Source organism: Algoriphagus sediminis, assembly GCF_030403435.1.
GTDB lineage: Bacteria > Bacteroidota > Bacteroidia > Cytophagales > Cyclobacteriaceae > Algoriphagus > Algoriphagus sediminis.
Map to the genome: position 1 here is coordinate 384,043 of NZ_JAUEPH010000001.1, position 14,308 is coordinate 398,350.

At 40.1% G+C, this 14,308-nt stretch carries 11 protein-coding genes; 8 read left to right on the forward strand and 3 right to left on the reverse strand.

The window, feature by feature from the left end:
* The first annotated feature begins 1 nt into the window (after position 1).
* The 4 genes from gcvH (at position 2) to QVH07_RS01715 (ending at position 3,204) form a co-directional block, all read left to right on the forward strand.
* Positions 2-379, forward strand: a complete 378-nt coding sequence (gcvH, locus tag QVH07_RS01700; protein ID WP_289998395.1) for a glycine cleavage system protein GcvH — start codon at positions 2-4, stop codon at positions 377-379.
* 1 nt (position 380) lies between these two features.
* Positions 381-737, forward strand: a complete 357-nt coding sequence (locus QVH07_RS01705) for a VanZ family protein (protein ID WP_289998396.1) — start codon at positions 381-383, stop codon at positions 735-737.
* A gap of 79 nt (positions 738-816) precedes the next feature.
* Positions 817-1,491, forward strand: coding sequence for an energy transducer TonB (locus QVH07_RS01710; RefSeq protein ID WP_289998397.1), 675 nt, complete (start codon positions 817-819; stop codon positions 1,489-1,491).
* A gap of 141 nt (positions 1,492-1,632) precedes the next feature.
* Positions 1,633-3,204 (forward strand): N-acyl-D-amino-acid deacylase family protein, encoded by a 1,572-nt coding sequence (locus QVH07_RS01715; protein ID WP_289998398.1) that lies wholly within the window; start codon positions 1,633-1,635, stop codon positions 3,202-3,204.
* Here the strand turns inward: QVH07_RS01715 and QVH07_RS01720 are convergent.
* Genes QVH07_RS01720 through QVH07_RS01730 form a run of 3 tightly spaced genes read right to left on the reverse strand, consistent with a single transcriptional unit; the run spans position 3,191 to position 8,462 of the window.
* A complete protein-coding gene (locus QVH07_RS01720; protein ID WP_289998399.1) occupies positions 3,191-4,072 on the reverse strand; it encodes a YicC/YloC family endoribonuclease in 882 nt (293 codons plus the stop codon). The two genes, QVH07_RS01715 and QVH07_RS01720, sit on opposite strands and share 14 nt — an antisense overlap.
* A 16-nt stretch (positions 4,073-4,088) precedes the next feature.
* Positions 4,089-7,397, reverse strand: a complete 3,309-nt coding sequence (locus QVH07_RS01725) for a BamA/TamA family outer membrane protein (RefSeq protein ID WP_289998400.1) — start codon at positions 7,395-7,397, stop codon at positions 4,089-4,091.
* Positions 7,398-7,415: 18 nt separating this feature from the next.
* A complete protein-coding gene (locus tag QVH07_RS01730) occupies positions 7,416-8,462 on the reverse strand; it encodes an NAD(P)/FAD-dependent oxidoreductase (RefSeq protein ID WP_289998401.1) in 1,047 nt (348 codons plus the stop codon).
* Between the two features lie 55 nt (positions 8,463-8,517).
* Here QVH07_RS01730 and QVH07_RS01735 point away from each other — a divergent pair, with 55 nt between their 5' ends.
* From QVH07_RS01735 to porV, 4 genes are read left to right on the forward strand one after another with little or no spacing between them, the layout of a single operon-like run.
* A complete protein-coding gene (locus QVH07_RS01735; RefSeq protein ID WP_289998402.1) occupies positions 8,518-9,171 on the forward strand; it encodes an MBL fold metallo-hydrolase in 654 nt (217 codons plus the stop codon).
* Positions 9,168-9,860, forward strand: a complete 693-nt coding sequence (gene pssA, locus QVH07_RS01740) for a CDP-diacylglycerol--serine O-phosphatidyltransferase (RefSeq protein ID WP_289998403.1) — start codon at positions 9,168-9,170, stop codon at positions 9,858-9,860. Before QVH07_RS01735 ends, pssA begins: the two co-directional genes overlap by 4 nt.
* A complete protein-coding gene (gene porU / locus QVH07_RS01745) occupies positions 9,857-13,099 on the forward strand; it encodes a type IX secretion system sortase PorU (protein WP_289998404.1) in 3,243 nt (1,080 codons plus the stop codon). The genes pssA and porU overlap by 4 nt, the downstream gene beginning before the upstream one ends.
* Positions 13,096-14,307 carry a type IX secretion system outer membrane channel protein PorV gene (porV, locus tag QVH07_RS01750; RefSeq protein ID WP_289998405.1) on the forward strand — a complete coding sequence of 404 codons (1,212 nt, stop codon included), beginning with the start codon at positions 13,096-13,098 and terminating at the stop codon, positions 14,305-14,307. Before porU ends, porV begins: the two co-directional genes overlap by 4 nt.
* The last annotated feature ends 1 nt before the right edge of the window (position 14,308 follow it).

Here is a 14,308-nt window from a genome sequence, read left to right on the forward strand (position 1 = left end):
AATGAATTTTCCAGAAAATTTAAAGTACACAGAAGACCACGAGTGGGTCAAAATAGATGGTGATGTAGCCACCATTGGTATCACTGAATTTGCAGCCGGTGAATTGGGAGATATCGTTTACTTAGAAGTAGAAACTGTCGGTGACACGCTAGATAGTGGTGAAGTTTTTGGCTCCGTAGAAGCGGTTAAGACTGTTTCTGACCTTTTCATGCCCATCAGTGGTGAGATTCTTGAACTGAACGAAGAACTTGAAGACAATCCGGAATTAGTAAATGATTCGCCATATGAATCAGGCTGGATGATCAAGGTTAAAATCACCGGAGATCTTCCTGACAACCTTCTTACTTCTGAACAATACGCTGAATTAGTAGGCAAGTAAAATGTTCAGATTAATTCTGGGAGTTACATGGCTTGTTGTTTTATTATTTGCAATGCTGACTCCTGGAGATAAATTTCCAGAAGTAGATTATTTCAGTTTTCAGGACAAATTAATCCACGTTATTTGTTTTGGTATCCTGAGCTTTATTTGGGCTGGAATAAAAGAGCCCATTTTTCAAAATAATCGAACTGGTCGTAGGCTTAATTTCCTGATTTTCGGTTTACTACTTGGACTAGTCTTAGAGCTAGCGCAAACCCAAGTACCAAATCGAACGTTCGATATTTATGACATAGCCGCTAATATCTTAGGGGGAGGACTTGGAATTTTGACATATTTAAACATCTCCAAGTCCGAATAGTATTGGATAACTGATCAAATATCGTTAATCTTGTAAGTCTAGTTCTTAATATAATTGTAAAACTCAACCAAAATTCGTCATGGAAGCAAAAAAGACTCCAAGCGCTGATCTGGCAAACAAGACAGGAATGTTCCTGAACTTGGGATTAGCCATAGCTGTGGGTGCGTCACTTGCAGCCTTCGAATGGAAGTCATTTGATGATGGTGCTCTTAAGGACCTCGGAATGGTGACTGATAACTTCGAAGAGCTATTAGATATACCTATTACTGAACAACCGCCGCCACCACCACCACCAGTGGAGCAGCCAATTATTCAGGAGATTCCAGATGAGGTTGAGATTGAAGAAAAAATTGAAGTTAACTTTGATGTTGACGTTCAGGAAGAGACGGTAATCGAAGAGGTCGTTATCGCTGAAGCTCCTGTAGAGGAGAAAGCTGACGAAATTTTTGACGTGGTAGAAACCCAGCCAAATCCTCCAGGAGGAATGTCAGGCTGGAATGAATATTTGAGAAAGAATTTGAAATACCCTACCCAGGCTAGAAGAATGGGTATCGAAGGAACAGTTATCGTGGTTTTCGTTGTTAACGTAGATGGATCTATCCAAGACGTTGATGTTTTGAGAGGTATCGGCGGAGGTTGTGATGATGAAGCCATTCGAGTAGTAGAAAATGCCCCTAAATGGGAGCCTGGTAAGCAAAGAGGGAAGCCAGTAAGAACTAGGATGAGATTACCGATTAGATTTAAATTGAGCTAATCCAAAAATAAAAAAGAGAGGGTCTGAATTCAGACCCTTTTTTTATGCCCATAATTTCATTGCTGATGAACCCGAGCTATTTTCAAGCTAGAATTTATTAGATTCTAGCTTTCTTTTGTTAAACGGAAAATCCATTGTGAAATGAAAAACCTCCTTACTCTTTTCGGCTTGATTTTATGGGTTTCATGTACATCTAACAGCTATGATCTTATAATTATTAATGCAGACGTCTATGATGGTTTGGGAAACCCTCCAGCAAAAGTTGACATAGCTATTTCAGATGGTGAAATCATCGAAATTGGTGATTTGGGCGAAGCAAAATCTGAAAAAATTATCGATGCCAAAGGTATGGCACTTTCGCCTGGGTTTATAGACATGCATACCCACCTCGAACCCTTAATGGATATGCCTCTGGCAGAAAGTCACGTAAGGCAGGGAGTCACCTTTGCACTGGGTGGACCTGATGGCGGTGGGCCATGGCCATTCGAATCTTATCTTGATTCTCTTGACCAAATGGAATTAGGGTTGAACGTTGGATATCTGATTGGTCATAATTCCGTAAGAAGAGCTGTTTTGGGCTTGGATGACAGGGAGCCAAATCTCCAAGAGTTGGAAGAAATGAAAGCTTCCATTGAATCCGCCATGAAAGCCGGGGCCTTCGGGATTTCAACAGGTTTAAAATACCTTCCTGGTGCCTTTTCCAAGCTTGATGAAATAATTTCCTTATCAAAAGTTGCCTCTCAAAACGGTGGGATTTATACAAGCCATTTAAGGGAAGAAGGAGTGGGTTTAATACCAGCTGTAAAAGAGGCTATTGTTATTTCTGAGCAAGCTGATATTCCTGTGGTATTGACTCATCACAAGGCCATTGGCGTTAGAATGTGGGGAGCCAGTAGCCAAACCTTAGCTTTGGTCGATTCGGCAAGAGCTCAAGGTCTGGATATTATGATGGATCAATACCCGTATGCTGCCAGCCATACTGGAATAAGTGTTTTAATTCCAGCCTGGGCCAGAGAAGGTGGCAAGTTTTCAGAAAGGGTTTCTGATCCTGTTTTGAAAGATAGTATCAAAGCAGGAATCATCTGGAATATATTAAATGATCGAGGGGGAAGTGATTTAAGAAGAATCCAGTTTTCGAGGGTGAGTTGGAGGACAGAATTAGAAGGCAAAACCTTACATGACTGGTTAACCATGGAGGGAGAAGAGCCGAGTGTGGAAAACGGCGCTGAATATGTAATTAAAGCTCAACTAAACGGAGGAACAGGAACCATCTACCATGCCATGGATGAAATGGATGTAGAAAAAATCATGGCACATCCCATGACCATGATAGGTTCAGATGGACGGCTTTCTGAACCGGGAAATGGACACCCTCATCCTCGTGCCTATGGCACTTTCCCACGAATTCTAGGCTATTATGTACGTGAGAAGGGAGTTTTAAGTCTCGAAGAAGCAATCCATAAAATGACTGGAATGCCAGCGCAAAGACTGGGATTGGCTAACAGAGGAATCATTAAAAAAGGAATGAAGGCTGATTTGGTGATTTTTGATCCGCAAACCGTCATAGATAAATCTACCTTCGTAAAACCTCACCAATATCCGGTGGGTATTGAATATGTAATTATTGATGGAGTTCTAGCTTTAGAAAAAGGACAGTTTCTAGGTAGAACTCCAGGTAGATTAATTAGGAAAACTGAACTTACAGAACGTTAAGGGTTTGTTCTTTAATTTTTTCAAGTTCATCCTTCATCAGGATTACATGCTTCTGAAGCTGAGCGTCATTTGCTTTCGACCCAATAGTGTTGATTTCTCTACCCATTTCTTGTGAGATAAACCCAAGTTTTTTCCCCTGCCCCTTACCTTCTTTCATAGTCTTCTCAAAATAATCTAGATGAGTTCCTAATCTTACAATCTCTTCCGTAATATCAAGTTTTTCGAAATAGTAAATGAGCTCTTGCTCAAACCTATTCGCATCAAATTGTTGCTCTTCCAACCACTCATCGAAGTGCCCACGAATTCGGCTTTTTATCTTCTCGACCCTCTCTCCTTCGAGTCCCTTTACCGCATCAAGACCCTCTCGAATGGTCCCTACGTTTTCACTTAATTTTACCTCCAATGCCTTTCCTTCATCTTCCCTAAAGGATGCACATGCTGAAAGAGCCTCCTTGATCACCTCTAATATTTGCACCCATTCAGACTCGAGATCTTCTGAATCAGAAGCAATATTCGTGGTTACATTGGGACTCTGCAGTGCCATTTTGAATATTTCAGAACTACTATCTCCTACCTCAACAGCTAGTTCCTTATACTTATTATAATAGGTTTTGAAAAGTTCTTCGTCAATTTGAACAGGAAGCTGTCCGGAACTTTTGGAAGTAATATCGAGACTTATAGCTACTTTACCCCTCTCAAGAGTATTTTGAACTATGTTCCTTACCTCTTTTTCCTTTTCTGAGAACTGCCTTGGAGCCCGAAAAGAAAAATCCAGAAATTTAGAATTAAGAGTCTTTACTTCAACATTTATGGATAACTGCTCATTTTCTAAGCTGGCATTTCCATAACCAGTCATGGATTTGATCATTCTTGTAAAGTTTGGATTAAAAATTAAAACCTAAGGTCACATAATACCTCATGTTTTCCCGCTCATAATTTCTAACGGGCCGCGCCATATCAAACTTCACATAATAATTCAAAAGCACTGTTCTCAATCCAGCTCCATAACTCTGTAGCCATGGGTTGTTAAAATTGTTCAGCGTTATCTCGAAAGGAGAACCTTCGGTATCAATTATTTCAGTGTTTTGATCATTCACTCTCTCCCAAGGTGCAGCATCATTCCATGCTGATCCTATATCATAAAATCCTACAAGCTGAAAGTTTCTCACAAAGTTGGAGGTAATATTTCCTCTAGTGAGATAAGAGAAAATAGGAATTCGAAGCTCAGTCGTAAATGTGATCACATTTCTTCCTCGAATTTCATCGTAATCATATCCCCTTAAATCCACAAAATCAGCAAAGAGTATGTTTGAATTTTCTGCCCCTGTTGGATTTCTAACTGGTGAGGCCTCAGGACGGTTTGATGGAGGATTGTAAAATTCATTGAATAGCCAGTTATCCATACCACCTACCAAATAGGATTGAGGATTTCTTCCCATGAATGAACCTACATAAAGCTTAGAAGCAAGGATTATATTCTTATGAATCTTCTGATAGTTTCTCAAGTCCAAATAGAACTGACTGAAAGAGCGATCAGCATGATTCAAACCTTGATAATGCATAAAGCCTACCTTCCCTTTAATACCGGCTGGTGTATAAAGCCCGATTTGCTCAGTTCTATCAAATACCAATTCTGCTTTACCTCCAATATAATTCACATCAAAGCGATTTTGCTCCGGTACCTGCCCAAGGATCAAAGAATCAGGGTTTAAATTAAAATATTGAGTTTTAGCAACAAAAGGGGCTAAAGTGAATCTAGTGTTTATGTTAAATGGGTAGGAAACTCCGAGCTCCACCTTGGTCAGAGCATATCTCTGGAAGGTAATATCACCTTCATCTACTTCGATGGTTCTTCTATCGAATCTAGCTCTGAAGTCCAGTCTACTTTTTAAGTATTCATATTCAAAGAAAATATCTCCACCTGATCTAAAATCAAGCGTAGTCATGATGCCTCCATAAAATGAATGATTATCCAAAAGATCGGTCATCTTTCCAGTAAGCATAATACCAAATCCCCTAAGTGGGTCTACTACAAATCGGGTATTTATATTATTCGTGAAAAATTGGGGTTCCATGCGCCTTGGACCCACCACTCTTTTTCTTAAGCTCTGTCTCCTAAAAGTTTCAAGCAAATTAATCTTATTACTACTATCAACAGTTCTTTCCCTATCTAAAACCGGGTTTGGAAGGGAGTCGAAAGTATAATTATCAGTATCAATTCCTCCCTTATTCTCAAATCTTAATCGATCTACATTTATAGATGAACTTCGATTGACATTGGCAGTAGTATCCACCTTCATAGCCTCTGGAATTCCCAAATCTTCAGTGGGTGGGATAACAGTTGCCTGCTCTTCTAATTCCTCTTGTTTTTGTTGTTCTTCAAGTCTTCGCCTCATAGCTATCCTCTCATTTAAGTCCTTGGCTTGCGCCAATTGAACCCTTGGAGTACTTGGGGTAAATTGATCAGCCGCTGAAAACCCTTCCACTACCACGAAGCTTTGCCTTCCATCTCTTATAGAATAGGCCACCTTGTTCATCCGACCTGTAACATCAAAGACCTCTATACTTTTGTCAAAACCTGATATTTGGCTTGATACATTGGTCCCCAAGCTTAATCTCATCAAATTATTTACACCACTCAGGTCGCTTAGAAAAATAATTGAATTTGCGTTTAGCTTCTCCGGCCTAATATTTTTACTTGCAGTATTCGTCAGCTGGGTCGTAACCATGGAATCCCCAACATCTAACCTGTATAGATTATAGATGTCCGGCAGGTCTTCCATCTTTAGGTTTTTATCATTTATGGAGTCAGGAAGAGATGTGAAATTGGAGGAATAAATTATGGTCGAATCATTCAGAAAAGTTGGGGTGATGTAATCAAAACGATCGTTTGTCAGTCGACGTCCAGCCCCTCTAGTATTTAAAGTATAAATATCCGACTTACCATTCGAGATTGCTGAAAGCACCATATTATTTCCGGTGCTGTTAAAATCAAGGCTAAGTATCTGGGTAATATTTCTGAGGAAAATTTTATCCTGATTTGTACCGTCTATTGATCTCAATCGAAGAGTGGTAAAACCACGTTTGAAGGATGCTATCGCCACGTTGGCTGAATCCCTCCATGCAATTACTGGGGATATGAAGTTTGGATTCTGATCCTCGTATGTGGCTCCTCCACGATAAATGATGGTTTCATCACCACTGGAAAGGTCCCTTACGACCACCTTATATTTACCCCCGTTGTTTAATACATAAGCCAAATTCAGTCCATCTGGACTGAACTCAATATCACTGATAGCCCCAATAACCCTTGGAGACGTCTCTACAAAAGCCCGATCGGAATCTACCGTTTGGAAAGTACTAAAAACCTGCTTGTTAATGTTAGTATAATATTCCCTCCACTGACTTTTGAAAGTTTCGAAATTAAGTCCTACCGTATTTGCAATGCTATTTTCCTCATTTCTATTTATTCTTGAGAGATTAAGAATACTGGAAATATATCGGCGACCATATTTCTCGGCTATGTAGTTCCAAACAGATTGGCCCACAAGAGCAGCTTCTCTTTGCTTCAACTTTAAAAGCTTCGGATCCTCTTCTTCTGCGAAATAATGCCTTGCGTAGTCGTCCATCTCACGACTCCAGCCTTTAGCCAGATATAAGGCAACCCCATCTAAATACCACTCCGGAAAGCTATTGATCAGATTTGATTGAAAAGCATCGGCGACTGAGGAGCCATAGAGCATTTCCTCAATAATGACTTTTGAAGTTGCGAATATTAAGTCCTCCTTAAATAAATCAATATGTCCTTTGTAGGATACTTCAGCAATTAATCTATTAAAAGTGGTCTGCCCATCCTCTGTGAACTCGTCCTTGTTCAAATTCAAGTTAGACTGAAGAAGTTCTTCTGGTGAATTATATACGTAGATTTTGGGCTTAGTGTAGGCCACGTAGCCTATCATTTGTGTCAGTCTGTCAAACTCACTTTCGAGATAATCTATAGCCAACTTGGCATTGGCTCCACCCCGGTCGTAATAGTAGACCTCAAAGTTATTTGAACTGTAAAAATACCATTCAAACTCTTTGTGCTGTATCCTATTCTTACCGAATCTCTCCTGATCAAATTGAGCCTGGGTAATAAAGGGAGCAGATAGAAAACCTATTATAAATAAAAGACGTAAAGCCTGTCTGCGCATTCGTTGGGCTGATTTGATTTAAATATAATTAAAATACCTTTCGATGTCTATTTCCTTATCCAATCGCTTATTTTCAATTATATAGTCTATCATAATTTTACTGAAATAAGGAATTAAAGATACACCCTTGGCACCAAATCCATTAAAAGAATAAACGCCTTCTTCCTTAGGATGTTTACCCAAAAATGGTTTTCTATCCCTTGTAGCCGGTCTAATACCATGTTTATGGCCAATAATTTCCACCAGCGGTTCATTCATTAAGTCTCCGAGTCGTCTGATCAGTTCGTTCTTCGATTTTTCAGTAGGACCTTTTTCAAGGTCATGATGAGTATAAGTCGATCCCACCCGGAATTTACCTTCTCCTAAACCTACCCGAAAAACACCGCGATTTATGATAAGGTTCGGATCATAACCCTGTCGTACCTCGAGAATCTCTCCTTTGGAAGGAGCAAACGGCAGATAGCTGAAAAATGAAGAGTTCATGGCACCAATTCCATTGCAATAAATCAAAGCTGAGGATTCAAAATTCTCATATTTCCATCCATCTTCAATCCTCTGAAGGTTTGACTCCTCAAATTCATCTTGTATCAATTGATCCCCAAGCCAGCAAGACATGGCGTCCAGAAATTTTTTGGTGTCCAGCCACCCGCAATTTTTAAGAAGAATCCCTCCAAATGGATCATTAATTGAAGAGTTTAATGACTTCTTCAAGACCTTCTCAACATAAGGTTGAAAATTTAATTCTGCACTTTTTCCCATCCACTCATTTTGCTCTTCAATGGTCAAAAATGGCCGATAAATAGCTGTCCGCTCTAAAAATGAAGTTTTGGTTTCAGTTTCGAGTTCAGAATAAAACTGTTCTATTTCAGGAAACAGATCATCCGCCCTCCAGGTTTTTAGCATCTTCCTACCGGTGATCGGATTATATAAGCCTGCCGCTACTCGGCTTGATAGATTTTTTTTGGGCGTATCAAAAACCCTTACCTTCTTTCCTTTTTTAATCAATCGATAGGCAAGAATACTTCCTGCCAGACCCTGCCCAATCAGCAAAAAATCAACTTTCATCGTCCAAATTAAGCCTATTATTACTTATTTTGCCTACTAACTCTTCAAAGAATTTATGCTCTCAATCAAGGTCTTCACATTTAATCCACTTCAGGAAAACACTTATCTCGTTTATAATGAAAACGGGGCTGGAGTTTTGATCGATCCTGGATGTTATGACAAAGAAGAAAAGAATGAGCTTGACCGATTTATTCAGGCAAATGATATTAAAATCCTAAAGCTATTGAACACCCATTGTCATGTTGACCACGTTTTAGGAAATGCCTGGGCAAAAAATAAATATGATCTTGATTTATGGATTCACCAGAATGAAATACCGGTATTGAAGGCTGTAGAAGTTTATGCCCCTGGATATGGTCTACCAGCTTATGAACCCAGTACCCATGATCATCTTTTAAGCGAAGGTGACATGATTGAAATCGGTGATGACAAACTTGAGTGTTTATTCGTGCCAGGTCACTCACCTGGCCATATCGTTTTTTATAATGCTAAATCAAACTTTGCTATTTGTGGAGACACGCTTTTTAGAGGAAGTATTGGGCGAACAGATCTTCCTGGCGGCAACCACCAACAGCTCCTAGATCGAATAAATTCTATACTTTTCGAATTGCCTGAGACAACAGTCCTGTTCCCTGGACATGGTCCAGAAACTAACGTAGGATTTGAAAAAGAGCATAATCCTTTTGTCGGCAAAAACGCAATATATTGAGCTTTATTAAGCATATCCCGAATAGCCTCACGCTTCTGAATGCACTTTCAGGGTCAATTGGTATTATCCAAGTTCTTGATGGAAATATCTATTACGGAGCTTATTTTGTTCTCATTTCGGCTTTCTTAGATTTTCTTGATGGTTTTGCGGCAAGGCTTCTTAAGGTTCAAGGAGAATTAGGTAAACAACTTGATTCCCTTGCAGACGCCATATCCTTTGGCCTACTTCCCGGTATTGTGCTTTTTGCCATGTCGGAGAGTAAAGCTGAGGCTGATTGGATCACCTATATCACCCTAGCTGTGCCCGTCTTTTCTATTTATCGCCTTGCGAAATTTAATCTGGACACTCGCCAAACGGATCGATTCATAGGTTTACCCACCCCTGCCAGTGCTTTGATGATCACTACTTTACCTTTTCTCGCTACACGTTGGATACAATTGGGTTCCTGGTTAACCTTGCCCTTATTCCTTGCCGGTATTGCTATTGTCATTTCATACCTTCTGATTGCAGAGATTCCACTTATCGCGTTAAAATTCAAAAACTTTTCCCTCAAGGATAATGTATATAGGTATCTATTGATAATACTGGGTTTCGTGGTAGCCATTTGGCTAGGTCTAGCAGGCATTCCCTTCATTATTCTGGCTTACATAGGACTATCTATCGTCGAAAACAGCATAGGTGAGAAATGATTTTGAATTGGAGAAGTTGGGTGTTTGGGCTCTTTCTTATGGTTTTGAGTCCTATTTTGCTGGCGCAAAGCTCTTTTTACAAGTTTGCCATCAGCAAAGAAGGTATCTATAAAATCTCCGCAGCACAGCTAGAATCTCTCTCAATCAATCCCGAAGAAGTAGGTGTCTTCGGATACCCAGGTCAGCTTCCACAAACTTTTCAATCTGAAGATCTGGAGCTACATCAAATTCCAGTTCACTTCGAAAACGGAGATATATTCGTCTTTTTGAGTGGTCCAGATCGTCGGGTCTGGAATGGTGAATATTGGGAGGAGGTGAATCACCTTGGAGTAGATGAATTATCCTTCCTAATCGGTAAAACGGAGGAACCCAAAAGAATAAGCACGCTTCAGACACCGTCCGGAAATAATGGTATAAGTTCTATTCTTTATCAATTCAACACTTATCGAGAAGAGCGAACAAACCTTTTAAATTCTGGCCGTGTGTGGTATGGCCAGGCCATAGGCTCAGGAAATTCACAAGCCATTCGCTTTGGACTAAGCAGCAGTGAACCAGCACCTTGGATAATTTCAGGCAGCTTTATGGCTCAATCCTTAGCGAATTCACAAATCAGAATTTCCGCAAATGGTCAGCTGATTTCAGAACTTGAATTCGAGGCAATACCCGATGCAATTTACGGTGTGAAAGGTGAATCAATTTTTATAAATGAGACCTTTGAACCGACCAATAATCAAGTTGATGAAGTGGAGGTTTCATACTCTGCGAGCGCTTCAAATTCCTCTGGATACGTTGAGTTTATCACCCTTGGAATGCCTCAGTCATCAATCAATCTGTCAAGTGGTGTTTGGCACAGACAGAGTTCAGAGCTATTTGAAATTTCTCTTTCCGAAGGATTGGAAATATGGAATGTAGAAAGATTTTTTGAGCCCGAGTCTCTGCTAATTGAAGAAATAGGAACCACAAACTTTATGAAATTAGTGGTCTTTGATTCCTCATCAGCTCCTGAGATCACCGATTTCGAAACCGCGGACCTTTCACTTCGATCCTCAGCCTCCAATGCCGGTTTACTGATTATTTCTCCTTCTGAATTATGGAATTCCGCTGTTCGATTACAGGCACATAAAAACTCAATGGGCCTTTCCACTGAATTGGTGAGTCTTCAGCAAGTGATTGATGCCTATGCTTATGGAAACCTCGATGTCAATGGAATACGGAATTTCATTGCCTCAAGGTTTGGAAACGGTTCTCTAAAAAATGTTTTGCTTTTTGGAAAAGGCACCTTTGACACCAAAGGTATTCTTGGAGGACGTCCTAATTTAATACCTACCTATTCTAGCAGGGAAAGCCTCAATCCTCTGACCACATTCAGTTCAGATGATTTTTTTGGATTAATTAATCCGGGTCAAGGTAATTGGGAAGAAAATAGAGAAGGTGATGAATTAATGCAGATCGGAGTAGGAAGAATTCCGGTGATTAATGAAAGTGAAGCCAAGGTGATGGTCGATAAGATTATCGAGTATGAGCTTAATCCATTGCCCGGAGACTGGAAAAGGACCGTCGCTTTTTTTGCTGATGATGCAGATAATAATATCCACGCAAGAGATGCTGAGTCTCATAGCCAATATCTCTTTGAAAATCATCAGGGATATTTCCAAAGAAAACTTTACTTGGATCGATATGAGCAAATAAGCACTGGCTCTGGTCAGGAATCACCTGCGGCAAAGGAAGCTCTGTTGGAAACTCTGGAGCGAGGAACTCTGCTTTTGAATTATATCGGTCATGGAAATGAGACAACCCTTACTGCGGAGGAAGTTTTTCAGGTGGAAGACATAAGGGATTGGCCAGCTCAGGAAAGATTGGCTCTATGGGTTACTGCTACCTGCGAATTTGGTAGACATGACAGTCCTTTTATTCGCTCGGCCGCTGAAGAGCTTATGATTATCCCTGATAAGGGTGCCATTGGACTTCTTACAACTGGGAGGCCTGTGTTTAGCAGTGTCAATTTTAGACTGAACGAGGCTTTTGTCCAAGAGGTATTTAAAAGAGATAACGGAGAAAGTCGGACTTTGGGAGAAATTTTCAAAAACACCAAAAACCAAAGCTTGAATGGGGCCTTAAATAGAAACTTTGCCCTGCTGGGCGATCCAAGTATGAAATTAGCCAGTCCTGAACTTGAAATAGAAATTTCATCCTTAAAAAGTGTGTCAAAACAAACAGAGGTAGACACCTTGTCCGCATTTCAGGAGATTGAGCTTAAAGGACAGGTAATTGATCCTTTGTCCGGAGCAAAACTGAGTAGCTTTGATGGAGAATATCTCATAGACATCAGGGATAAACCCGGGACTTCAACCACACTTGGAGACGAGAGTAACCCATTCGATTTTAAAGAAGAGAAAGTTTCACTTTTCAGGGGCAAGGGTAAAATCTCAGCAGGTGAGTTCACCTCCACTTTTCTGATTTCCTCTAATATCGATTATGAATATGGCAAGGGGGCATTGAGAATATTGGGTACAGAGGAGGATGGAGTTTCCGAGGCTTTTGGAGGAAGGACACCTATCATTGGAGGATCAGGTGAAAAGCCTAATGATAAGGAAGGACCACAAATACAGGCTTATTTCAACGAAAAATCTGAAAACCTTAGCTTTAACTCCAAGCAAATCATTTTGGATCTGACCTTAGAAGATATTAGCGGAATTAATGTTTCAGGCTTAAATCCAGGTCAGAATATAGAAGTTCAGGTGAACAATAATCCTCCACAAAATCTGAATAGCTTATTTCTTTCTTCAGATGGAAACTTTAAAAAAGGAAGCCTCACCACCACCATTAATAACCTGAATGAAGGTCTCAACAAGATAACCATTCGTGCTTGGGATAATGTAGGAAATAGTTCCTCCTTGGAAAGAATTATTGAAGTAGTAGGAAGTAATTTTATTCAGATTTTGTCGCATAAGGTTTATCCCAACCCTTCAAGTATCGAATCGAATTTTGAAATTAGCCATAACCGTCCGGATGAAAATCTTGTTTTAAGTTTATCAGTTTATAATATGGAGGGTCGAATACTATTTTCAGACATTCAACGTTTAGTGGGCGTCAGCCCTGTAATCAGAGGAATCAAATGGATATTTTTGCAAGAGCAATCAAAATATCCAGCAAAAGGAACTTATATTTACAAATTGTCGCTTATATCAGAATTAGACGGTAGCGAGGCCTCTGTAAGCGGAAAACTCATCATTGAATGAAATTTAAAGCATTATTTAAGGGAAAAATACTCTTGGTGACAGTTTTGTCATTAGCTTCCTTTTCGACTTATGCTCAAAATAGTACGATCATTTCGGGGCAGGATCCTGATCGCCGTGTAATTACTACGGCTGTACCTTTTTTGAACTTCGCACCAGACAGCCGTCACTCTGGAATGGGAGATGTTGGTGTGGCTACCTCACCGGACGCAAATAGTGCACATTGGAATTCTGGAAAACTGGCCTTTGTCGAAGATCAAATGAGTTTGAGCCTTTCTTACTCTCCATGGCTTGGAAATCTCGTGAATGATATGTCTGTTAGTTACCTCGCAGGGTATTTTAAAATTGATGAAGTTTCGGCAGTAGGCTTTGACCTTCGATACTTTAATATGGGGGATATCCAGCTAACAGATGGTATGGGTAATGAGGTGGGCGAATTCAATCCAAGAGACATCGCAATTGGTGGAACTTACTCAAGAAAACTATCTCAAAATTTCGGATTAGGCATTTCAGCACGGTTCATCCATTCTAATCTTTCTGGTGCGATTTCCTCGGTTGGTGGTGCAGAAAGCAGACCAGGGATAAGTGTAGGAGCAGATGTAGGACTTTACTATCAGAAAAAAGTTTACACCACAAATAAGGATGGAGTCTGGTCCTGGGGTGTTAATATCTCGAATATTGGACCGAAAATCACTTACAATAGCGCGGAAGACCTTGATTTCATTCCTACAAATTTGAGAATAGGAACTTCTTACCTCATAAATTTAGACGAGTTTAACTCACTCACTTTCTCCCTAGACTTCAATAAACTTCTTGTGCCTACGCCTCCAATCTATGAAACAAATGAGGATGGAACACTTGCCACAGATGAAGATGGCAATTTGATTATTGCCTCCGGCAAAGATCCAAACCGCCCTCTACTTTCAGGAATGTTCGGTTCTTTTGCTGATGCTCCAGGTGGGTTCTCCGAAGAGCTTCAAGAAGTCATGATTTCCTTCGGGGTAGAATATACCTACAACGAAAAATTCTCACTTCGAACAGGATATTTCTATGAAAACCCAAACAAGGGTGGAAGAAGATATTTTACCATGGGATTAGGTTTTGATATCAAAAGAGTCGGGTTTGACTTTTCTTACCTTGTTCCTCAGACACAAAATCACCCGCTCGCGGAAACTCTTAGATTCGGATTGCTTTACACTATCCCTAATTAAT